At 69.5% G+C, this 19,686-nt stretch carries 22 protein-coding genes; 12 read left to right on the top strand and 10 right to left on the bottom strand.

Going from position 1 to position 19,686, the window contains the following annotated elements; translation table 11 throughout:
• Nucleotides 1–171: 171 nt before the first annotated feature.
• The 4 genes from AC1RVY_RS10570 to AC1RVY_RS10555 are packed head-to-tail and all read right to left on the bottom strand — an operon-like array spanning nucleotide 172 to nucleotide 3,278.
• On the bottom strand, nucleotides 172–978 hold the full coding sequence (locus AC1RVY_RS10570) for a uracil-DNA glycosylase family protein (protein WP_218297875.1): 807 nt from the start codon (nucleotides 976–978) through the stop codon (nucleotides 172–174).
• A gap of 27 nt (nucleotides 979–1,005) precedes the next feature.
• Nucleotides 1,006–1,485: a ribosomal protein S18-alanine N-acetyltransferase gene (gene rimI, locus AC1RVY_RS10565; RefSeq protein ID WP_492245261.1), complete on the bottom strand. Its 480-nt coding sequence runs from the start codon at nucleotides 1,483–1,485 to the stop codon at nucleotides 1,006–1,008.
• 22 nt (nucleotides 1,486–1,507) lie between these two features.
• A complete protein-coding gene (tsaB, locus tag AC1RVY_RS10560) occupies nucleotides 1,508–2,248 on the bottom strand; it encodes a tRNA (adenosine(37)-N6)-threonylcarbamoyltransferase complex dimerization subunit type 1 TsaB (protein WP_218297873.1) in 741 nt (246 codons plus the stop codon).
• A 31-nt stretch (nucleotides 2,249–2,279) separates the two neighbouring features.
• On the bottom strand, nucleotides 2,280–3,278 hold the full coding sequence (locus tag AC1RVY_RS10555; RefSeq protein WP_492806575.1) for a DMT family transporter: 999 nt from the start codon (nucleotides 3,276–3,278) through the stop codon (nucleotides 2,280–2,282).
• Between the two features lie 100 nt (nucleotides 3,279–3,378).
• Here AC1RVY_RS10555 and dacB point away from each other — a divergent pair, with 100 nt between their 5' ends.
• From dacB to AC1RVY_RS10540, 3 genes are all read left to right on the top strand, one after another.
• Nucleotides 3,379–4,851 (top strand): D-alanyl-D-alanine carboxypeptidase/D-alanyl-D-alanine endopeptidase, encoded by a 1,473-nt coding sequence (gene dacB, locus AC1RVY_RS10550; protein WP_492806573.1) that lies wholly within the window; start codon nucleotides 3,379–3,381, stop codon nucleotides 4,849–4,851.
• Nucleotides 4,852–4,922: 71 nt separating this feature from the next.
• The gene (locus tag AC1RVY_RS10545; protein WP_492806572.1) at nucleotides 4,923–5,192 is read left to right on the top strand and encodes a SemiSWEET transporter; all 270 of its coding nucleotides are present in this window, start codon (nucleotides 4,923–4,925) and stop codon (nucleotides 5,190–5,192) included.
• 132 nt (nucleotides 5,193–5,324) lie between these two features.
• A complete protein-coding gene (locus AC1RVY_RS10540; RefSeq protein WP_492246534.1) occupies nucleotides 5,325–6,623 on the top strand; it encodes a lipase family protein in 1,299 nt (432 codons plus the stop codon).
• Between the two features lie 120 nt (nucleotides 6,624–6,743).
• Here the strand turns inward: AC1RVY_RS10540 and AC1RVY_RS10535 are convergent, their stop codons facing one another.
• The 4 genes from AC1RVY_RS10535 to purE all read right to left on the bottom strand — a co-directional run bounded on the left by AC1RVY_RS10535 (nucleotide 6,744) and on the right by purE (nucleotide 10,453).
• Entirely contained in the window at nucleotides 6,744–7,697 is a 954-nt protein-coding gene (locus AC1RVY_RS10535; RefSeq protein ID WP_492246533.1) for an SGNH/GDSL hydrolase family protein, read from the bottom strand.
• Nucleotides 7,698–7,773: 76 nt separating this feature from the next.
• A complete protein-coding gene (locus AC1RVY_RS10530) occupies nucleotides 7,774–8,790 on the bottom strand; it encodes an L-threonylcarbamoyladenylate synthase (RefSeq protein ID WP_492806570.1) in 1,017 nt (338 codons plus the stop codon).
• Nucleotides 8,791–8,792: 2 nt separating this feature from the next.
• On the bottom strand, nucleotides 8,793–9,962 hold the full coding sequence (locus AC1RVY_RS10525; protein ID WP_492806569.1) for a 5-(carboxyamino)imidazole ribonucleotide synthase: 1,170 nt from the start codon (nucleotides 9,960–9,962) through the stop codon (nucleotides 8,793–8,795).
• A complete protein-coding gene (purE, locus tag AC1RVY_RS10520; protein ID WP_057227318.1) occupies nucleotides 9,959–10,453 on the bottom strand; it encodes a 5-(carboxyamino)imidazole ribonucleotide mutase in 495 nt (164 codons plus the stop codon). The genes AC1RVY_RS10525 and purE overlap by 4 nt, the downstream gene beginning before the upstream one ends.
• A 159-nt stretch (nucleotides 10,454–10,612) precedes the next feature.
• Between purE and trxA the strand changes: the two genes are divergently transcribed.
• Nucleotides 10,613–11,521 (top strand): thioredoxin, encoded by a 909-nt coding sequence (trxA, locus tag AC1RVY_RS10515; RefSeq protein ID WP_218297865.1) that lies wholly within the window; start codon nucleotides 10,613–10,615, stop codon nucleotides 11,519–11,521.
• 186 nt (nucleotides 11,522–11,707) lie between these two features.
• Here the strand turns inward: trxA and AC1RVY_RS10510 are convergent, their stop codons facing one another.
• Nucleotides 11,708–12,628, bottom strand: coding sequence for a phosphoribosylaminoimidazolesuccinocarboxamide synthase (locus AC1RVY_RS10510; RefSeq protein ID WP_218297864.1), 921 nt, complete (start codon nucleotides 12,626–12,628; stop codon nucleotides 11,708–11,710).
• Between the two features lie 259 nt (nucleotides 12,629–12,887).
• Between AC1RVY_RS10510 and AC1RVY_RS10505 the strand changes: the two genes are divergently transcribed.
• The 4 genes from AC1RVY_RS10505 to hprK all read left to right on the top strand — a co-directional run bounded on the left by AC1RVY_RS10505 (nucleotide 12,888) and on the right by hprK (nucleotide 16,286).
• A complete protein-coding gene (locus AC1RVY_RS10505) occupies nucleotides 12,888–14,114 on the top strand; it encodes an MFS transporter (protein ID WP_218297863.1) in 1,227 nt (408 codons plus the stop codon).
• 250 nt (nucleotides 14,115–14,364) lie between these two features.
• Nucleotides 14,365–14,700 (top strand): ribosome hibernation-promoting factor, HPF/YfiA family, encoded by a 336-nt coding sequence (hpf, locus tag AC1RVY_RS10500; RefSeq protein WP_218297862.1) that lies wholly within the window; start codon nucleotides 14,365–14,367, stop codon nucleotides 14,698–14,700.
• A 111-nt stretch (nucleotides 14,701–14,811) separates the two neighbouring features.
• Complete coding sequence (locus tag AC1RVY_RS10495; protein WP_218297861.1) at nucleotides 14,812–15,279, top strand: PTS sugar transporter subunit IIA; 468 nt, start codon at nucleotides 14,812–14,814, stop codon at nucleotides 15,277–15,279.
• Between the two features lie 50 nt (nucleotides 15,280–15,329).
• Nucleotides 15,330–16,286: an HPr(Ser) kinase/phosphatase gene (gene hprK / locus AC1RVY_RS10490; RefSeq protein ID WP_218297860.1), complete on the top strand. Its 957-nt coding sequence runs from the start codon at nucleotides 15,330–15,332 to the stop codon at nucleotides 16,284–16,286.
• Nucleotides 16,287–16,405: 119 nt separating this feature from the next.
• Here hprK and fur read toward each other — a convergent pair whose 3' ends face one another.
• Nucleotides 16,406–16,822 carry a ferric iron uptake transcriptional regulator gene (fur, locus tag AC1RVY_RS10485; RefSeq protein ID WP_218297859.1) on the bottom strand — a complete coding sequence of 139 codons (417 nt, stop codon included), beginning with the start codon at nucleotides 16,820–16,822 and terminating at the stop codon, nucleotides 16,406–16,408.
• Between the two features lie 87 nt (nucleotides 16,823–16,909).
• Here fur and AC1RVY_RS10480 point away from each other — a divergent pair, with 87 nt between their 5' ends.
• The 4 genes from AC1RVY_RS10480 (at nucleotide 16,910) to AC1RVY_RS10465 (ending at nucleotide 19,567) form a co-directional block, all read left to right on the top strand.
• Nucleotides 16,910–17,470 (top strand): outer membrane protein assembly factor BamE, encoded by a 561-nt coding sequence (locus AC1RVY_RS10480; protein WP_218297858.1) that lies wholly within the window; start codon nucleotides 16,910–16,912, stop codon nucleotides 17,468–17,470.
• 66 nt (nucleotides 17,471–17,536) lie between these two features.
• Complete coding sequence (dapB, locus tag AC1RVY_RS10475; RefSeq protein WP_218341787.1) at nucleotides 17,537–18,397, top strand: 4-hydroxy-tetrahydrodipicolinate reductase; 861 nt, start codon at nucleotides 17,537–17,539, stop codon at nucleotides 18,395–18,397.
• A gap of 14 nt (nucleotides 18,398–18,411) precedes the next feature.
• Nucleotides 18,412–19,095 (top strand): MotA/TolQ/ExbB proton channel family protein, encoded by a 684-nt coding sequence (locus AC1RVY_RS10470; RefSeq protein WP_492806566.1) that lies wholly within the window; start codon nucleotides 18,412–18,414, stop codon nucleotides 19,093–19,095.
• A 22-nt stretch (nucleotides 19,096–19,117) separates the two neighbouring features.
• On the top strand, nucleotides 19,118–19,567 hold the full coding sequence (locus AC1RVY_RS10465) for an ExbD/TolR family protein (RefSeq protein WP_218341789.1): 450 nt from the start codon (nucleotides 19,118–19,120) through the stop codon (nucleotides 19,565–19,567).
• Nucleotides 19,568–19,686 lie beyond the last annotated feature (119 nt).

Here is a 19,686-nt window from a genome sequence, read left to right as displayed (position 1 = left end):
TGCGGTGTGGGGGATCGGGTGCTTTCAACCCCACAGCAGGCAGGCCGGGGAGCTGAAAGCTACCAACTCGGGTAGGTTTCCAAGGAGCTTTCTCCGTAAAAAATGGACAGGCGGCGGATTATGGCACTGCCGCCGCGGCGGGCCCGTGGCAAAAGCCCGCGCCCGCCGTGGTCAGGTGGATGAAGCCTGGCGCACGATGGCCAGTGCCCGGCACAGGTCGGCCCAGGCGGCGGCCTTGGTCTCCTGCGAGCGCAGCAGGAAGGCGGGGTCGTAGGTCACCACGGCGGGGCACCCGCCCAGCGCGTGTGGCCCCGCGCGCAGGCGGCCCAGCGGTTCGGTGCGGCCCAGCGCCACGCGCGCCGCGACATGGCCCAGCACCAGCACCAGGGCGGGCTGCAGCGATGCCACGGTCTCGGCCAGCGTGGCCTGGATGTCCGCGCTCGCCTGCGTGCCGGGGGCGGGGCGCTCCAGCGCGGCCAGGAACACGCGGGGATGCCGGTGCAGTTGCATGGCGCGCAGCATGTTGTCGAGCAGGCGGCCTGCGTCGCCGCCCAGCGGGTCGTCGGGGGTGAGGCATTCGGCCACGATCAGCCAGCCCGGGCCCAGCCCGGCGGGCGCCTGCGCCGGATCGGCCAGGGGGTACAGCGGCTGGGGCGCGTGCAGCCTCAGGGCCGGGGCGACGGGGGCCGTCGCGGTGGAGAGGGTGGAGGGCGGCGTGTCCTGCGCTGGCGCCGGTGCAGCGCGCGCGGGCACCCGGGGCGGGGTGGGGGGCGCCGCGCGGTCGGGGGCGGCGGCCAGGGCTGTCGTGGCGGCCACCAGGGCGGGCCGCGCCGGTGGGCGATCGGTGCCGGGGGCTGCTGTGGCGCCCGCTGCTTGCGCGGCTGGCGCCGCCACCGCCACGGCCTGTGGCGGGCCCCACACGGTGACGCCCATTTCTTGCAGCATGGCGCGCTGTCGCGCATCGAGGTGGAGGCTCATACGGGCGGGGTGGGTGGTTCTTGCGGGTTACAGGGGCAGGCTCATGACCACGGCGTCTTCGCGCTGGCCCTCGGCCGCGGGGTAGTAGCGCTTGCGTTCGCCCACGCGGCGAAATCCGTGCGCCTGGTAGATGTGCTGAGCGCGCACGTTGCTCACGCGCACCTCCAGCCACAGCCACTGCGCACCCCGTCCGCGTGCCCACAGGGCCAGCGCATCAAGCAGCACCCGCGCCCAGCCCTGGCGCTGGAATTCGGGCGTGACGGTGATGTTGAGCAGGTGCACTTCGTCCACGCCCAGCATCGCCACGAAGTAGCCCAGCAGATGGTCGCCGGCCATGAGCAGCTGGGCCTGGTAGCCCGAGGCCAGCGCATCGGTGAAGTTGCCGCGCGTCCAGGGGTGCGAATAGGCGCGTTGCTCCACCGCCAGCACGGCGTCGAGCCGCGCGAGCGTGAGGGTTTCAAAGCGCGCTTCCAGGGCGCGGGCGGGCGGGGTGGGCAGGGCGCTCATGCGGTGGTGGCCAGGACAAGGTTCACTGGGACGCGCCAACCCCGGGTTCCTGCGGGTTGGCTGCCGCCTGGGCGGCGCGCAGGGCGGCACGTTCGGCGGTGGTTTGCGCCACTTTATCGCGGATATAGCGCGGCAGCGCATCGCGGGCTGGCACGCCGTGGCCGGCGGCCAGCAGCGCAGGGGCCAGGCGCAGCAGCGCACCGGCCGTGGGCAGCGCGGCCACATGGGGGGCATCGGGCGCGAGCCGGTCGCCGTAGGGGGCCTGCGCATTGCCCGCCACCGTCCAGCCCGGGGGCGGCAGCACGGATTCCGGCGCGCCCAGTCCAAAGTCGGCGTCGGCCTGCCAGCGTGCCTCGGGGGCCCGCCATTCGCAGCGCGCGTGGTAGACCTCGTCCATGCGCGCGTCCAGCACCGCCACCACGCGCGTGCAGCCCTGCGCGTGGCGCGCCTCCTCGGCCACCGCGAGCAGGGTGTCCACGGGCAGCACCGGCACGCCGTGGCCCCCGCGCGCGCCAAACGCCAGCCCCTGGGCCACGGCGCAGGCGGTGCGCAGGCCGGTGAAGGACCCCGGCCCCCGGCCAAACACGATGGCCTCGAGCGTGTCGAACGACACGCCGGCCTGCGCCATCAGGCTGCGCACCGCCGGGATCAGGGTGGCCGATGCCTGCGCGCCCCCGGGGCCCGTGTGATGCCACACGGCATCGCCCTGCTGTACCGCGATGGAGAGGGTGTCGGTGCTGGTGTCGAAGGCAAGCAGATTCATGGGGCCTGGGGGTTTGCGCGGCAAAAGGAGGTCAGGAGGCGGTGTGGCCAGGGGCGGGCGTGGCGGTGGCGGCCGGGCCCGCCGGGCTCCTGTGCAGCACGCCCAGCAGGATACCGGCAGTCACCAGCAGCAGGCCGGCGACGAGGTTCCAGTACATCGGCTCGTCCAGGAACACCACGGCACCGATGGCCGAGAGGCCAGGCACCAGCGCCGTGATCATGGTGGAGCGCACGGGCCCATAGTGCTGGATCATGCGCGTGAAGCCGATGCCCGAGATCACCACCGAGCCGCCGCCCTGGAACACCATGTGAAAGACGATCTCGCTCCAGGGCGCCAGCGCCAGGTGGCTGGTGACGGCGCCCAGCGTGGTCAGCAGGGCATAGCCGGGCACATAGACCAGGCAGGCAAACGCCGTGATCGCGATGGTGGCCTGCACGGCGTCCACCGCGTGGCGCCGGGCCAGCACGCTGTAGGTGGCCCAGCTCGCGGCCGCCATCATGAAGAGCAGGTCGCCCTTCCACACGTCGCCCCCCGAGAAGGCCGCCAGCAGGCTGCGGCCGCCCACCAGCAGGTCGCCCGCCACGATGAAGGCCAGGCCCGCGGCACGCAGCGGGGTGATGTGGTCGCGCAGCAGCGCGGCGGCCAGCAGCGCCGTCCACAGCGGCAGGCTGCCCGGCATCAGCACGGCCGCGTGGGTGGCGGGCGCATGGAAGAACCCCGCGTAGGCCAGCATGGCGTACAGCAGCCCGCCGAAGATGCCCAGCAGGGCCGTGGTGCGCAGCGGCAGGGGCGAGATGCCCCCCAGGCTGGAGGGCGGGGCGGACGCGCCCTGCGCCGCCGTGCGCCGCCGCACCATCCACCAGCCCCAGGGCAGCAGCACCAGGCTGGCGCCGGTGATGCGCAGCAGCGCGATGTCGAACGGGGTGAGCGTGCGCTGGGCCGAGGCGCGGGCAATGACGATGAAGCCTGTCCAGATGGTGACGGTCACGACCGCCGCCAGCAGGCCCATGGCACGAGGAGAAAAGCGCATCGGGGGATTATCGGTGCCTGCCGCCGCCAGCGCTGGCGCGCGGCTTGCCGGCAGGGCCGGGGCAGAGGCCGCCCCTGGCGCCGGGCGATAGACTTCCGCCATGTTTTCTCTTCCTGTTGCCTGGCGCTGGAATGCGCTGCGGGATGCCGTGCGCTGCTGCGCGGCATCGCTTGTCCTGGCGGGGGCCGCCGGCGCCGCCGGGGCGCAGTCCGCCACCCCCGCACCCGTTTCGTTGCCCCCGGAAGTCGAGGCGGCCCTGCAGCGCGCCAGGCTGCCGCGCGAGGCGCTGTCGGTGGTGGTCGTGGATGCCCAGGGCGGCCGCGCTGCGGCGCGCCTTTCGCACCGCGCGCAGGCCCAGGTCAACCCGGCGTCGGTGATGAAGCTGGTGACCACTTACGCGGCGCTGGAGCAGCTGGGCCCCGCCTATGTGTGGAACACCCCGGTCTACGTGCAGGGCACGGTGCAGGAGGGCAGCCTGCGCGGCAATGTCTACATCCAGGGCCAGGGCGACCCCAAGCTCGTCATGGAGCGCCTGTGGTTGCTGATGCGGCGCCTGCAGGGCCAGGGCATCCAGGTCATCGTGGGCGACATCGTGCTCGACCGCACCGCCTTCGATGTGCCCGACCACGACCCGGCGCGCTTTGACGGCGAGCCCCTGCGCCCGTACAACGCCGCGCCCGACGCGCTGCTGCTCAACTACAAGTCCTCGGTGATGACCTTCGTGCCCGACGCCGCCGGCGGGCTGGCCCGCATCCAGTACGACCCGCCCCTGGCGGGCGTGTCGCGCCAGCCCACCGTGGCGCTGGCGGCGCCGGGCACCGAGTGCGGAGACTGGCGTGGCGCCCTGCGCGCGGAGCTGGCCGACCCCGCCAAGGTGGCCTTCCAGGGGGTGTACCCGGCCGCCTGCGGCGAACGCGTGTGGCCCGTGGCGGCGGCCGACCCGCGCGGCTTTGCGGCGCGCGCGGTGGAAGGCATGTGGCGCGAACTGGGCGGCAAGCTCACGGGCAGCGTGCGCGAGGGCAAGGTGCCGGCCGGCCTGAAGCCCGCCTTCGTGGCCACCTCGCCCCCCCTGGCCGAGGTGGTGCGCGATGTGAACAAATACAGCAACAACGTGATGGCGCAGCATGTCTTCCTCACGCTGGCATTGCAAAGGAACGATGTGGCCACCTTCGACGGTGCCCGCGAGGCCCTGCGCCAGTGGTGGCTCGCGCGCATGGGCGATGCGGAACTGCCCCTGGCCGACAACGGCGCGGGCCTGAGCCGGGACGCCCGCCTGACCGCGCAGGCGCTGGCGCGCATGCTGCAGGTGGCCTGGGCCTCGCCCGTGATGCCGGAGCTCGTGGCCTCGCTGCCCATCTCCGGCGTGGACGGCACGCTGCGCCGCAGCCAGAGCCGCGCGGGCGTGGCCCACCTCAAGACGGGCAGCCTGCGCGACGTGATGGCCGTGGCGGGCTACGTGCACGCGGCCAGCGGCCGGCGCTATGTGCTGGTGGCGGTCGTCAACCATGCCAATGCCGGCGCAGCGCGGCCCGTGCTGGACAGCCTGGTCGACTGGGCGGCGCGTGACCAGTGAATAATCCGGCGTTGCCCCGGCCCCGCGCGCCCGGGCCTTCGCTTCGAACAGGTTTCCGGAACCACCGCCCCATGCCCACGACCGAGCTCATCGGCTACCTTGCCGCCGCCATGACCACCTGCAGCTTCGTGCCGCAGGCGCTGCACACCTTCCGCACGCGGGATGTCCGCGGCATTTCGCTGGGCATGTACAGCGTGTTCACGGCGGGCGTGGCGCTGTGGCTGGTCTATGGGCTGACCCTGGCGGCCTGGCCCATCGTGGCGGCCAATGCCATCACGCTCGCGCTGGCGGGGACGATCCTGGGAATGAAGGTGGCCTACGGGGCAGGCGGCGGGCACTGACCGCCGGCCCGTGGCAGCACGCTGTCGCCTAGGCGTCTGCGCGCCCGGTGCGGTCCGCGTTATCCCCTATGGATGGTGCAGTGCAGGTGCGCGCACGATGCGTCGTTCCTTCCAGACCTGAGGTATCCATTCATGACGTATTTCCGCCTTACCTGTGTCGCCGCCGCCGCGGTCCTGCTTGTTGCCTGCGGTGGCTCCGACGATCCCGCCCGCGGCGCGCTGATCGATCCCCCGGCGGTGCTCACCACGCTGACGGCCGCGCAGATCGACGCAGGCACTTCCAGCAGCGGCCTGCAGGCCATCACCGGCAAGGCGAAATGCGACGTGAAGGTGGTTGCGCTCAATTACGCCACCGCGGGCGCCAAGGGGGGCGAGAGCACCAACGCCTCCGGCGTGATGCTCGTGCCCGCGGGCAGCTGCAGCACCGCCGCGCCGCTGGTCGCCTATGCCAAGGGCACCGACGTGCAAAAGCCCCGCACCCTGGCCAATCCGCAGGACAGCGAAACCTTCCTGCTCGCTGCCATGTACGCCGCCCAGGGCTATGCCGTGGTGGCCACCGACTACCTGGGGTTTGCCAAGTCGGGCTACAGCTACCACCCCTACCTGCACGCCGACTCGGAAGCCACCTCGGTCATCGACTCGGTGCGCGCCGCCCGCAACGCGGCGGGCAGCGTGGGCGCCAATCTGTCGGGCAAGGTCATGTTCACGGGCTACTCGCAGGGCGGGCACTCGTCGATGGCGGCGCACCGCTCCGCGGAGCGCGACTACGGCAATGAATTCAACGTGGTGGCCGGCGCCCACCTGGCGGGCCCCTACAACCTGTCGGGTTCGCTGCGCATCCCGGACGCCATCGCGGGCGTGCAGTTCTTCGTTCCGTACCTGGTGACGGCCTGGCAGAAGGTCTATGGCGATGTCTACACGGACGTCAAGCAGGTCTTCAAGGCGCCGTACTCGGGCTACATCGAGACCCTGCTGCCCCACCCCACGCTGACCTACACCACGCTGGTCACCTCGGGCACCCTGCCTGCGGGCACGCCCAACCAGGCGCGTGATGCGCTGTTCCAGCCCGCCTTCATCACGGGCTCGCAGACCAGCACCACCCACCCCCTGTACCTGGCGGCCAAGAAGAACGACCTGCTGGGCTGGAACCCCAAGGCCCGCGTGCTGCTGTGCGGAGGGGCGGGCGACCCCACGGTGCCGCCTGCGATCCACCAACGTGTGATGAAGGCCGACTTCGACAGCCGGGGCCTGACCAACGTGGCGTCGGTGGACGTCGATGCCGCGATCCAGGCCACCTTCGGCCCGGGCGGCCAGGCCCCCACCGATCCGGCATCGGCCGCATTCGCGACCTACTACGCCGCCTACCACGGCACGTATGAGCCACCCTTCTGCCATGCACAGGCCCGTGCAGTGTTTGACACCGTCAAGTAGGCAAAAGCATCCGCCCTGCCCGCCCAGGGCAGGGCGCACAGCAAAAAGCCGACCCTGGGGTCGGCTTTTTTTGTGCCTCCCGGTGGCGCGCTCCACGAGCGCCGCCACCCCGCAGGGGGGTTACCAGCGCGCCTTCAGCCGGTCATGGGCGTAGGTGCCGAACTGGCGTTGTGCCGAAGGGGTGAGGTACACCGGGTCGGCGAACACGTAGGAGGCCTGGTTGGCGCCCGCCAGCAGCGTCGAGGGGGTGCACAGGGCCGAGTTGACCTGGCCCGCGCCGATGCCGATGCCGTTGGCGGCGTCCACGGAGGTGCACACGGGCGTCGTGGCGTTGTTGAAACCGTAGTTGGCGGGCACGCTCGTGTACAGGTTCACGTAGTAGGCGGAATCGACGTACAGCACGTTGGCGCCGAGGTCCACGATGCCCACGAGCAGGCCGTCGTTGAAGCGGCTGCTGGCGTCGGTCAGCAGCGCCTCGCGGCGGATGGCCTTGGCCCAGGGGGTCTTGCTCAGGTCATAGGTGCCGGTCACCACCACGTACTTGGCGCCCGCGGCGACGAGGCGGCGCACCTGCGCGGCCATGTCCTCACCGGCCTGGCGGGCTGCGGCCACCATGGCGGCTTCCGTCTGGGTGCCTGCCTGCACGGCGGCCATGCCGGCGATCACGTCGCTGATGCCGCCGCTCAGGATCACCACGTCGTTGGCCGCGAAGCTGCCGCTGGCCAGGAAAGTATCGATCTGCTCGGTGATGGTGGGGGTGCTGGCGTTGCCCGCGGCGTCGGGCTTGGCCTTGACGCGGGCGTTGCCCACCGCGTAGCTCTTGCCGCCCGCCGAGGCGGCCGTGAGGGGCTTGCCGTAGTTGGCGGCCACCTGCAGGGTCCAGTTGTTCACGCTGCCGTCATTGACGGTGTAGCGCGTTCCCTTTTGCCCCACGTCGCTGTTGGCATCGCCGAACGCGATGAAGCGCTCGGGCGTGATGGCCGATTCGGTGGTGCTTGAACCGCAGGCCGCAAGCAACGCGGCCGACGCACATGCGGCGACCAGAACGGTGCGGCGCATCCAATTTGCTGCCATGTATTTCTCCAGAAAAGTGGGGGGTAGTTTAGCGGTGCAACGTCAACCCATGTAAAGCCGCCTTGTGCGGCTGGAATCATGCGGCAGATGCCCGTTGCAGGCGGTCACGAACGCCTTCCCACTCGGGCTCGGCGGGCGGGGTCTCGATCCAGATCAGTTTCACGCCGTCGTCGTCGAAGCCGCGCAGCACGGCGAACAGCTGCTGGGCCGTGGCGGCCGCGTCGTCGGGCATGCGGCGCATGACGAGCCTGGAGGACTGGGTGCGCAGCGCGGCACGGGCATAGACCGCGATGTGGGCGGCGTCGGCGCCCAGCAGGTCCAGGCCGGTCTGCAGGGCCTTGGCGTCCATCAGGCGCACCTTGGCGGCGGGCGCGTAGTGCGCTTCGAGCGTGCCGGAGGCGCGCGGCGTGAGCGCGGGCAGGTCGTCCCTGGACAGCGGCGCGGTGCCGCAGGCGGCCTCAATCTGCTCGCGCGTGACGGCGCCCGGGCGCAGCAGCACCGGCACGCCGCGCGTGCAGTCCACGATCGTCGATTCGATGCCTACGGCGCAGGGCCCGCCGTCAAGCACCAGCAGCCCGGCGCCCAGCTCGTCCTGCACATGCTGGGCGGTGGTGGGGCTCACGCGGCCAAAGCGGTTGGCGCTGGGGGCCGCCACGCCCCACACGGGCGGGCCGCCCAGGGCATCGCCATCGCCGGGCGCGGCGCAGGCCAGCAGCAGCGCGTGCGCCACGGGGTGGGCGGGGCAGCGCAGCCCCACGCTGTCCTGGCCGCCAGTGGCGGCCGTGGCCACGCCGGGCAGGCGCGGCAGGATGAGCGTGAGCGGTCCGGGCCAGAAGGCATCGACGAGCTTCTGCGCGAAGCCCGGCACCGCGCTGGCGAAGTGGCGAATGCCTTCGGCATTGGCCACGTGCACGATCAGCGGGTGATCGCTGGGGCGCCCCTTGGCGGCGAAGATCTGCGCCACGGCGGTATCGCTGCTGGCGTCGGCGGCCAGGCCATACACGGTTTCGGTGGGCAGGCCCAGCAGCGCGCCGCTGCGCACGGCCCGCGCTGCGGCGGCGATGGATGCGGGCTGGGTGCCGTCAAGAATCATGGTCAGAACGGCGCGATGCCCAGGAGGGCCGCAGCCCGCAGGGCGGTGGCCCGCGCAGCGTCGGGGGTGGCGGCGGTGATGTTGAGGTGGCCCATCTTGCGGCCGCGCTTGGCGTCGCGCTTGCCATACAGGTGCAGGTGCGTGCCGGGCAGGGCCAGCACCTCGGCCCAGGGGGGCGTCTGCTCCGTGCCGCCCTGCGCAAACCACAGATCGCCCAGCAGGTTGAGCATCACGGCGGGGCTGTGCTGGCGCGGCTGCGTGAGCGGCAGGCGGGCCATGGTGCGCACCTGCAGCTCGAACTGCGACACGTCGCAGGCGTTCTGGCTGTAGTGGCCGCTGTTGTGCGGGCGCGGGGCGATCTCGTTGACCACCAGGCTGCCGTCCTGCAGCACGAAGAACTCCACGCAGAGCACGCCGACGTACTGCAGGCCGTTTGCTATCGAAATTGCAGCTGCTACCGCTTGCTGAATAAGCGCTGGAGGCAGATTTTGTTCAAAAACCTCCGTCACGGCCAGGATGCCGTCGCGGTGCAGGTTGCGCTGCACGGGCAGGTGCACGGTGGCCCCGTCGGCGCCGCGCGCCACGATCACCGAGCATTCCAGTGCCAGCGGCAGCATCTTCTCCAGCACGCAGGGCACCTTGCCGACCGCGTCCCACGCAGCGGCGAGTTCGGCAGCGGTCTTCACGCGCACCTGGCCTTTGCCGTCGTAGCCCATGCGAGCCGTTTTCAGGATGCCTGGCAACAGATCAGAAGAAACTGCAGCCAGTTGCTCAGCCGTTTCGATCACCGCATACGGCGCGCAGGGCACGCCGCAGGCCACGAAATGGGCTTTTTCCCGCGCACGGTCCTGCGCCACCGACACGGCGCTGGCGGCGGGCGACACGGGGCGCTGCGCTGCCAGGGCGGCCAGCGCGGCCGAGGGCACGTTTTCGAACTCGGTGGTCACCGCATCGGCCAGGCGGGCCAGTTCGGCCAGGCCCTGCGGATCTTCATAGCCCGTCTGGATGTGGTGGTGGCTCACCAGCCCGGCGGGGCTGGTGGGGTCGGCGTCGAGCACGGCCGTGAAGTAACCCATGGCCTGCGCCTGGTGCACAAACATGCGGCCCAGCTGGCCGCCGCCGAGCACGCCCAGCGTCGATCCCGGCAGGAGGGGTTTGTTGCCGGCGCTCATGCGGCGGGCGGCAAGGTCATGTTGCGGGCCACCTCGGTCTGCTCGGCGCGGAAGGCTTCGAGCCGCTGGCGCAGTTCGGGGCTTTCGTTGGCCAGCAGGGCGACGGCAAACAGGGCGGCATTGGCAGCGCCCGCCGTGCCGATGGCGAACGTGGCCACGGGGATGCCCTTGGGCATCTGCACGATGCTGTGCAGCGAATCCACACCCTGCAGGTGGCGACTGGCCACGGGCACGCCCAGCACGGGCACGGTGGTCTTGGCGGCAATCATGCCGGGCAGATGGGCGGCGCCACCGGCACCCGCAATGATGGCCTTCAGGCCCCGGCCGGCGGCCGCCTCGGCGTAGGCGAACATGTCGTCGGGCATGCGGTGGGCCGAAACCACGCGGGCCTCGTGCGGGATGCCGAATTGCTCAAGAATCTGCACTGCATGCTGCATGGTGTCCCAGTCGCTGCTGGAACCCATGACCACGCCGATCTGGATGGGTTTCATGGTGTGGAAGGTGCCTTGGCCGCGGGCTGCGCCCGCGGCACGGCTGTAGGTGGAACCCGCGATTTTACTTTTTGCGCTTCCCTTCGCCGCACCCGGGCATGTCGATGGGCCAAAATAGCGTGAACCAACCAGCTTGACCGGCCCCGCCCGTACACCACCATGATTGACGTCACCGTAGAGAACTTTGAAGCCGAGGTCGTTGCCGCCTCGATGACCGTGCCCGTGCTGGTGGACTTCTGGGCGCCCTGGTGCGGCCCCTGCAAGTCGCTGGGGCCGGTGCTGGAAAAGCTCGAGACCGAATACGCCGGCCGCTTCAAGCTCGTCAAGATCGACTCGGACCAGGAGCAGCAGCTGGCGGGCATGTTCGGCATCCGCAGCATCCCCACCTGTGTGCTGCTCATGAACGGCCAGCCCGTGGACGGCTTCATGGGGGCCCTGCCCGAGGGCCAGGTGCGCGCCTTCCTCGACAAGCACGTGCCCACCGCCGAGGAAATGGTGGCCGAAATGGAGGAGGAAGAAGCCCAGGACGCCCTGGCCGAGGGCGACACCAGCACCGCGCTGGAGAAGCTGCAGCATGCGGTGGTGACCGATCCCTCCAACGACGATGCGCGCTTCGACTACGTCAAGCTCCTGCTGCAGCTGCACCGCGAGGACGATGCCAAGGTCGCGTTCGCCCCCGTGATCGCCAAGGCCGCGGGCTCGCGCAAGCTCGGCGCGCTGAAAGTCTGGATGGATGCTATTGATTTCGTAGCTTCTGGCGCATATGGAGAAAGCGCTGAGGCCGATTTTGATGCCAAGATTGCCGCCAACAAGCGCGATTTCGATACCCGCTACGCCCGCGCCCGCTGGCTCTTGGCCGGCCAGCGCTGGACGGACGCGATGGACGAACTGCTCGAAATCCTCATGCGCGACAAGGCCTGGGGCGAAGAGATCGCCCGCAAGACCTACGTGGCCATCCTCGAGATCATCGAACCCCCCAAGGCGAAAGTGGCCGACGGCCAGATCCCGCCCGACGACCCGGTGGTGGCGACCTACCGGCGCCGGCTGTCGAGCGTGGTGCTGAGCTAGAACAGGCTACCCCCTGAGGCGCCTTGCGCCTTCCCCCTGGAAGGGGGACGCCGCCAGTGCGGCGGGGCGGCCCTTGCACGGCGGCCGCTGGCCTGTACCGTGCCCGTTGCGACGGCATCGTGCGATGGGCAGAAAAGAAAAGGCTCCCGGTTGGGAGCCTTTTGTGTTTTTTAGGCAGGTCGCCGTTTAACCGACCAAACGCTCCAGCGCCTCGCGGTACTTGGCGGCGGTTTTTTCGATCACTTCGCGCGGCAGGCGGGGGGCGGGCGCGGTCTTGTCCCAGGGCTTGCCGTTCACCTGGGCCTGCTCCAGCCAGTCGCGCACGAACTGCTTGTCGTAGCTTGGCGGGTTCTGGCCGGCGGCCAGGGCGGCTTCGTAGCCTTCCACGGGCCAGTAGCGCGAGCTGTCGGGCGTGAGCACCTCGTCCATCAGCACCAGCGTGCCATCGGGCGCCAGGCCAAACTCGAACTTGGTGTCGGCGATGATCATGCCTTTGGTCAGCGCGATCTCGGCGGCGGCCTGGTAGATCGCAATGCTGAGGTCGCGGATGCGGGTCGCCAGGTCCAGGCCGATCATCTCCACCGTGCGCTCGAAGGTGATGTTCTCGTCGTGCTCGCCCATGGCGGCCTTGGCGGCGGGGGTGTAGATGGGCGCGGGCAGCTTGGCGGCATTGGTCAGCCCTTCGGGCAGCGGCACGCCGCAGACCGAGCGCGATTCCTGGTACTCCTTCCAGCCGCTGCCGGCCAGGTAGCCGCGCACCACGGCTTCGACGGGGATGGGCTGCAGCCGCTGCACGAGCATGGACCGTCCACGGATCTGCGCGGCCTCCTGCGCGGACACCACGCTTTCCGGCGCGTCGCCCGTCAGGTGGTTGGGGCAGATGTATCCGAGCTTGTCGAACCAGAACAGCGCCATCTGCGTGAGCAGCTCGCCCTTGCCGGGGATGGGTTCGCCCATGATCACGTCGAAGGCCGACAGGCGGTCGCTGGCCACCATCAGGATGCGGTCGTCGCCCACGGCGTAGTTGTCGCGCACCTTGCCACGGGCCAGCAGGGGCAGCGAGGTCAAGGCGGAAGTGTGCAGGGCGTTGGAGCTGGGCTGGGTCATGGTGTCGGGGTGGGCGGTCAATGTCCGCTGCAGGCAGGCCGAAGAACGTGGGGAATGGAGCGCGGGGGCATGGGAAATGCCTGCTGGCGCGCAACCGGTGGATTTTACGCGCGGGGCCCGAAGCGTGCGCGTGGCATGGGTTCCCGAGGGCGCGCGGGAGCGCACCGGAACGCGCCTTTGGCGAACGGGCCAGCGCGCTTCGTGCCGTTGCGGCACACTGGCGGCCCTGAGTCCGACCTGGCCGCCCTGGCCGCTTCCTGTGCCCTCCCATTCCACCCTGACCCCCCGCCGAGAACTGTGGCTGCTGCTCACGCTGGCCGGCATCCAGTTCACCCACATCCTCGACTTCATGATCATGATGCCGCTGGGGCCCCAGTTCACGCGGCTGTTTGCCATCAGCGATGCGCAGTTCGGCCTGCTGGTCTCGGCCTACACGCTCTCGGCGGGCGCATCCGGGCTGCTGGCCTCGACCTACATCGACCGTTTCGGCCGCAAGCGGCTGCTGCTGACGCTGTACGTCTTGTTCGGGCTGGCCACGCTGGCCTGCGGCGTGGCACCCACCTACGGCACGCTCATGGCCGCGCGCATCCTGGCGGGGGCCTTCGGGGGCGTGCTGTCGGCGCTGTCGCAAACCATCGTGGCCGACGTGATCCCCTTCGAGCGGCGCGGGCGCGCGATGGGCATCGTGATGACGTCGTTTTCCCTGTCCACCGTGGCCGGTGTGCCCCTGGGGCTGATCCTGGCCGAATACGGGGGCTGGAACCTGCCATTCCTGGCCATTGCGCTGATGGTGGGCGTGCTGGCCGTTCTGGCGGCACGCACCATGCCCGTGATGACGGGGCATCTGCGGGCCGCGGATGGCCGCACCGCGCTGGGTGGCATCGCCCAGGTGCTGGCCGACGCCAACCACCGCTGGGCCTTCCTGTTCTCGGCGCTCATCATGTTCGCCGGCTTCACGGTGATTCCCTACATCACCATCTACATGCAGGCCAACGCCGGGGTGCGGCCCGACCAGATTCCCCTGGTGTACCTGTGCGGCGGCGTGGTGACGCTGTTCACCGCGCGCCTGTTCGGCGTGCTCACGGACCGCTGGGGCAAGGTGGTGATGTTCCGCTGCCTGGCGCTGGCCGGCGCGTTGCCCCTGCTGGGCATCACGCTGGTGCGCGGGGTGCCGCTGGTGGCCGTGCTGGTGGTGTCGACGCTGATGTTCGCGCTGATGAGCGGCCGCATGATTCCGGGCATGGCCATCATTTCCTCGGCGGCCCGGGCGCCCTTGCGCGGCACCTTCATGACGCTGAATGCGTCGGTGCAGTCCGCGGCGATGGGCGTGGCGTCCTTTGTGGGCGGGGTGCTGATCAGCCGCGACGCGCAGGGGCTGGTGCAGAACTACTGGATGGCCGCCGTGGTGGGCATTGCGGCGAGCCTGCTGTCAATGGTGGTGGTGGGGCGGCTCACGCTGCACGGCGCGGCGCCCGCGGCACGGTGAGGAGCCGCATCTGCGGGACGGCGGTGTACGGGACGACGCACCACCCGGCAACCTGCCCATTGTGCGCGCTTTTCGGAGGCTTGGCACCTTGGTTGGCATAACCCAGCGGACAGGGTCGGTATGGGATTGCTTTTCAGGGAGGGCGGGGGCATAGTGACTTCACGTCAACGGGATGCATCCAGGTTCGCCGAGCCGCTCCTCTGATCCAGGGCGGCGTTCTTCCACCGAGAGTGTTACAGGAGACTTATTTATGAACTTGACGATCAGCGGTCACCACCTCGAAGTTACCCCAGCCTTGCGCAACTACGTCACCACCAAGCTGGACCGGATCACCCGCCATTTTGACCAGGTTGTCGATGTCAAGGTACTGCTGACGGTAGAGAAGCAAAAGGAGAAGGAAAAGAGGCAGCGAGCGGAATGCAACATCCACGTCAAGGGCAACGACCTGTTTGCCGAAAGCTCCCACGCCGACCTGTATGCCGCCGTGGATGAACTGGTCGACAAGATGGACCGCCAGGTCGTGCGCCACAAGGATCGCCTGCAGGACCATCACCACGATGCCGCCAAGCGCGAACTGCACGCCTGATGCGGCAGCCCTGAGCCTGGCACAGCAGCCGCCCACTGGGCGGTTTTTTTGTTGCCCGATGCGTTGTGCTCAGGGTTTTCGCCAACGTGTGCATAATTGTTACCCTTGACCATGAACCGACTCGCCTCCATCCTGCCTTCCGCTCAAGTGCTCGTGTGCGTGGACGCCACCAGCAAGAAGCGTGCTTTTGAAGAAGCGGGTCTCCTTTTCGAGAGCCAGCACGGCCTGTCGCGCGCGCTGATCACCGACAGCCTGTTCGCGCGCGAACGCCTGGGCTCCACCGGCCTGGGCCATGGCGTGGCCATTCCCCATGGTCGCATCAAGGGCCTGAAGGCGCCCATGGCCGCCGTGTTCCAGCTGCTCAATCCCATCGGGTTCGATGCGCCGGACGAATTGCCCGTCGGGCTGCTCATCTTCCTGCTGGTGCCCGAAGCGGCCACGCAAAAGCACCTGGAAATCCTGTCCGAGATCGCCGAGCTGCTGAGCGATTCGGCGCTGCGTGAACGGCTCAAGGGCTGCACCGACGCCACCGAGCTGCACGGCATGATCGCGGGCTGGCAGTCCACGCAGACGGCCTGAGCCGCCTGGCGCCGCGCACGAACGCACGCTCGCACCGTCGCCGATCCACCGTGAAGCCCAATGTCGTCAGCGCCGATGTCCTTTTCGAGGAATTCCGGGGCCTCCTGAAATGGGAGTGGGTGGCGGGGCTGGGCGCCTCCGAACGCCGCTTTGACGAAGTGGCGGTGCGCTCGGCACGTTCCGGGGCCGATCTGGTCGGCTATCTCAACTACATCCATCCGTACCGCGTCCAGATCCTGGGCGAGCGGGAGATCGCGTATCTCGGCAGCGCTTCACCCGATGATTGCAAGCGCCGCATCGCGCGCATCGTGACTCTCGAGCCGCCCGTGCTGGTGCTGGCCGACAACCAGACCGCCCCCGACGCCCTGGTGTCGATGTGCGAACGGGCGCAGATCCCGATGTTCTCCACGCACGAGTCGTCGGCGTTTGTCATCGACGTGCTGCGCGCCTACCTGTCCAAGCACTTCGCCGACCGCACCACCATGCACGGCGTGTTCATGGACATCCTGGGCCTGGGGGTGATGATCACCGGCGAATCGGGCCTGGGCAAGAGCGAGCTCGGCCTGGAGCTGATCTCGCGCGGCAACGGCCTGGTGGCCGACGATGCGGTGGACCTGTTCCGCATCAACCAGACCACCATCGAGGGCAAGTGCCCCGAACTGCTGCAGAACCTGCTGGAAGTGCGCGGCATCGGCCTGCTCGATATCCGCGCCATCTTTGGCGAGACCGCCGTGCGCCGCAAGATGCGGCTGAAGCTCATCGTGCACCTGGTGCGCAAGGAAACCCTGGAGCGCGACTACGAACGCCTTCCCTACGAGCCTCTCACCCAGGACGTGCTGGGCGTGCCCGTGCTCAAGGTCGTGATCCAGGTGGTCGCCGGCCGCAACATCGCCGTGCTGGTCGAGGCCGCCGTGCGCAACACCATCCTGCAATTGCGCGGCATCGACACCTACCAAGAGTTTGTCGAACGCCATCGCCGCGCCATGGAGCGCGATACGGGCGGCTAGCGGCGCTCAGGCCACCGAAACTGGCGCGGCCCATACCAGGGCTCCCGCGCAAGGGCCGCCCCGCCGCGCCGGGAGCGTCCCCCTTAGGGGGAAGACGCCGAAGGTGGCTCAGGGGGGAGTCATTTCTTAGCGCAGTCGGCGCACTGCCCGTACAGCGCCATGGTGTGGTCCTGCACCAGCCAGCCCTTGGCCTTGGCCACGGCCTGCTGGCGTTTTTCGATCTCGGGGTCGTAGAACTCTTCCACCTTGCCGCACGAGGTGCACACGAAGTGGTCGTGGTGCTGGCCTTCGTTGAGCTCGTACACCGCCTTGCCGCTCTCGAAATTGCTGCGGATCAGGATGCTGGCCTGCTCGAACTGCGTGAGCACGCGGTAGACCGTGGCCAGGCCGATGTCCGAGCGCTCCTCCAGCAGCACGCGAAACACGTCCTCGGCCGTCATGTGGCGCTGCGCGCCCTTCTGGAAGATTTCCAGAATCTTCAGGCGGGGCAGCGTGGCCTTGAGTCCCGTGCTTTTGAGTTCGTCGATGTTGGTCATGGCATGGTCTTTCGGGATGCGGCCCCGCCTGGGGGTCGGAGGGCCTGCCGCTACAATGGGGCGATCATATCCTCAGCCCTTTTACCCATGCCCGTCAAAGCCCGTTGCAGCGCCCGCCTGGGCCTGGTCCTGTTGATCGGTGCCAGCGTGGCCGCCCTGGCCGGCTGCAGCAGCCTGGATGGCGCCAGTACCCGCATTGCCAACATTGTCACCCCCTACAAGATAGATGTGGTGCAAGGCAATTTTGTCTCGCGCGAGCAGGTCGAGGCGCTCCAGCCTGGCATGAGCCGCCAGCAGGTGCGAGAGATTCTGGGAACCCCGCTGGTCACCAGCCTGTTCCATGCCGACCGTTGGGAATACGTGTTCACGCTCAAGCGCCCCGGCGAAGATGCCCAGACCCGCAAGCTGACCGTGTACTTCAAGGGGGACGCGCTCGAGCGCTCCGAGGGCGACGAGATGCCGACCGAGACGGAGTTCGTGGCGGCCCTGGGGTCGCGCGGCTCCAAGGGCAAGGTGCCCGTGCTCGAGGCCACGCCGGAGCAGCTGGCCCGGTATCCCGCTTCCCAGCGGCCCCCCGCGTCGCCCACCGCGGCGCCGCTGGAGCCCGCTTCCATCAGCTATCCACCGCTTGAAGCGCCCGCACGGTAACGCCGGCGGGCTGGCGGTGGGCCGTGCCTGGCCCGCCGTGCTTCAACCACAACGTACAGGACACCCATGACAGGGACTTCTTCGCCTGCCGCCCCTTCCACCGCTTCCACGGGCTCCGGCCCCTGCCGTGTCGCCATCGCCGGCGCATCGGGCCGCATGGGCCGCATGCTCATCGAGGCCCTTCGCGCCAGTGACGACTGCGTGCTGGCCGGTGCGCTGGACGTGCCGTCCAGCCCGGGCATCGGCTCGGATGCCACCGCGTTCCTCGGCCATGCCAGCGGCGTCGCCATCACGGCCGACATTGCCACGGGCCTGAAAAACGCCGACGTCCTGATCGATTTCACGCGCCCCGAAGGCACCCTGGCCCACCTGGCCGTGTGCAGCCAGCTCGGGGTGAAGGCCGTCGTCGGCACCACCGGCTTCACCGATGCGCAGAAGGCCGAGATCGCGGCGTTGGCCCAGCGCACGGCCATCGTCATGGCGCCCAACATGAGCGTGGGCGTCAACGTCACGCTCAAGCTGCTGGAGATGGCCGCCAAGGCCATGGCCACCGGCTACGACATCGAGATCATCGAGGCCCACCACCGCCACAAGGTGGATGCGCCCTCGGGCACCGCGCTCAAGATGGGCGAGGTGATCGCCGGCGCCATGGGCCGCGACCTCAAGGAGTGCGGCGTGTTTGCGCGCGAGGGCGTCACGGGCGAGCGCGACCCGTCGAGCATCGGCTTTGCCACCATCCGGGGCGGCGACATCGTGGGCGACCACACCGTGCTGTTCGCGGGCATCGGCGAGCGCATCGAGATCACGCACAAGTCCTCCAGCCGCGCCACCTACGCGCAGGGCAGCCTGCGCGCGGTGCGCTTTCTCGCCGGGCACAAGACGGGCATGTTCGACATGTTCGATGTGCTGGGCCTTAACAACAACTAGCCATCGGGCCAGCCATGGACGCTCTCCACTGGTGGCGCCAGGGCGACGCCGTCACGCAGGGTGCCGCGCTGGTGCTCCTGGCCATGTCCGTGGCAAGCTGGGTGGTCATCGTCTGGAAGCTGCGGCTCATGCGCCAGGCCAGCGCCGACGTGGCCCGCTGCACGGCGGCGTTCTGGCAGGCGCCGTCCATGGACGTTGCTGCGCAGCGCCTGCAATCTTTTGACCGCGCTGCGCTTGTCCTGCCTTTGGTTGTTGCTGCGAATTCAATAGCAAATCATGCCGGTCCCACCGGCCAGCCCACGCTGGCCGCGGCAGGCAGCCTGTCGCAGCGGCTCACCCGCGTGCTGCGCGACGCCTTGCACGGCGTGCTCGGGCGCCTGCAGTTTGGCCAGGTGCTGCTGGCCACGGTGGGCTCCACGGCACCGTTCGTGGGGCTGCTGGGCACCGTCTGGGGCATCTACCATGCGCTCACGGCCATGGCGGGCGCGGGGCAGATCACCGTCGACCGCGTGTCCGGCCCCGTGGGCGAGGCGCTGGTCATGACGGCGGCCGGGCTGGCGGTGGCGATCCCGGCCGTGCTGGCCTACAACGTGTTCGGCCGCCTGATCGGCCGCATCGAGGCCGACCTGGAAGGCTTCGCGCGCGACCTGCGCGAACTGCTGATCGACACGGCGCCGCCCGCCGGTGCGCGGTCCTGAATCCCGGAGGTCCGTTTTCACCATGGCCTTCGGACGACTTGAACGCACCGCCGGGCCCCAGCCCATGAGCGACATCAACATGACGCCGCTGGTGGATGTGATGCTGGTGCTCGTGGTCATCTTCATCCTCACGGCGCCGCTCATGGCCAGCGCGATCCGGCTCGACCTGCCGCGCACCGAAGGCGCCACGCCCGGCACGGTGCCGCAGTTCGTCACCCTGGTGGTCGATGCCTCGGGCCAGGCCTTTCTTCAGGACGAGCCCCTGTCGCAGCCCGCGCTGGCCGAGCGCCTGCGCCGCATCGGCGCCGAACGGCCCGACACCGAAATCCAGCTGCGCGCCGATGCGGCCGTGCCCTATGGGCGGGTGGTCGAAGTCATGGGCGCGGCGCACCTGGCCGGGCTGCAGCGCATCGGCTTCGTGGCCGAGCCGCCGGCCGCTGGCGCGCCAACGGCCCCTGCCAGGGCACCTTGAAGCCGCCATGCGCCGGAGTCCCAGGGGGGCCGCGCAGGCCGCTGGCGGCGGCGGGCGCGGAACGCAGGGCCTGACAGCCTAAAATCTGCGCAGCGCGGCCTCGCAGCCGCACACCTCTC

The organism is Acidovorax sp. GW821-FHT11A03 (genome assembly GCF_058809075.1).
This window is presented reverse-complemented; position numbering and strand designations above follow the sequence as displayed.

Bases quoted from the DNA above. Each gene is read 5' to 3' on its own strand.
- AC1RVY_RS10570 (WP_218297875.1), bottom strand. From the start codon at position 978: ATGAGCCTCCACCTCGATGCGCGACAGCGCGCCATGCTGCAAGAAATG.
- rimI (WP_492245261.1), bottom strand. From the start codon at position 1,485: ATGAGCGCCCTGCCCACCCCGCCCGCCCGCGCCCTGGAAGCGCGCTTT.
- tsaB (WP_218297873.1), bottom strand. From the start codon at position 2,248: ATGAATCTGCTTGCCTTCGACACCAGCACCGACACCCTCTCCATCGCG.
- AC1RVY_RS10555 (WP_492806575.1), bottom strand. From the start codon at position 3,278: ATGCGCTTTTCTCCTCGTGCCATGGGCCTGCTGGCGGCGGTCGTGACC.
- dacB (WP_492806573.1), top strand. From the start codon at position 3,379: ATGTTTTCTCTTCCTGTTGCCTGGCGCTGGAATGCGCTGCGGGATGCC.
- AC1RVY_RS10545 (WP_492806572.1), top strand. From the start codon at position 4,923: ATGCCCACGACCGAGCTCATCGGCTACCTTGCCGCCGCCATGACCACC.
- AC1RVY_RS10540 (WP_492246534.1), top strand. From the start codon at position 5,325: ATGACGTATTTCCGCCTTACCTGTGTCGCCGCCGCCGCGGTCCTGCTT.
- AC1RVY_RS10535 (WP_492246533.1), bottom strand. From the start codon at position 7,697: ATGGCAGCAAATTGGATGCGCCGCACCGTTCTGGTCGCCGCATGTGCG.
- AC1RVY_RS10530 (WP_492806570.1), bottom strand. From the start codon at position 8,790: ATGATTCTTGACGGCACCCAGCCCGCATCCATCGCCGCCGCAGCGCGG.
- AC1RVY_RS10525 (WP_492806569.1), bottom strand. From the start codon at position 9,962: ATGAGCGCCGGCAACAAACCCCTCCTGCCGGGATCGACGCTGGGCGTG.
- purE (WP_057227318.1), bottom strand. From the start codon at position 10,453: ATGAAACCCATCCAGATCGGCGTGGTCATGGGTTCCAGCAGCGACTGG.
- trxA (WP_218297865.1), top strand. From the start codon at position 10,613: ATGATTGACGTCACCGTAGAGAACTTTGAAGCCGAGGTCGTTGCCGCC.
- AC1RVY_RS10510 (WP_218297864.1), bottom strand. From the start codon at position 12,628: ATGACCCAGCCCAGCTCCAACGCCCTGCACACTTCCGCCTTGACCTCG.
- hpf (WP_218297862.1), top strand. From the start codon at position 14,365: ATGAACTTGACGATCAGCGGTCACCACCTCGAAGTTACCCCAGCCTTG.
- AC1RVY_RS10495 (WP_218297861.1), top strand. From the start codon at position 14,812: ATGAACCGACTCGCCTCCATCCTGCCTTCCGCTCAAGTGCTCGTGTGC.
- fur (WP_218297859.1), bottom strand. From the start codon at position 16,822: ATGACCAACATCGACGAACTCAAAAGCACGGGACTCAAGGCCACGCTG.
- AC1RVY_RS10480 (WP_218297858.1), top strand. From the start codon at position 16,910: ATGCCCGTCAAAGCCCGTTGCAGCGCCCGCCTGGGCCTGGTCCTGTTG.
- dapB (WP_218341787.1), top strand. From the start codon at position 17,537: ATGACAGGGACTTCTTCGCCTGCCGCCCCTTCCACCGCTTCCACGGGC.
- AC1RVY_RS10470 (WP_492806566.1), top strand. From the start codon at position 18,412: ATGGACGCTCTCCACTGGTGGCGCCAGGGCGACGCCGTCACGCAGGGT.
- AC1RVY_RS10465 (WP_218341789.1), top strand. From the start codon at position 19,118: ATGGCCTTCGGACGACTTGAACGCACCGCCGGGCCCCAGCCCATGAGC.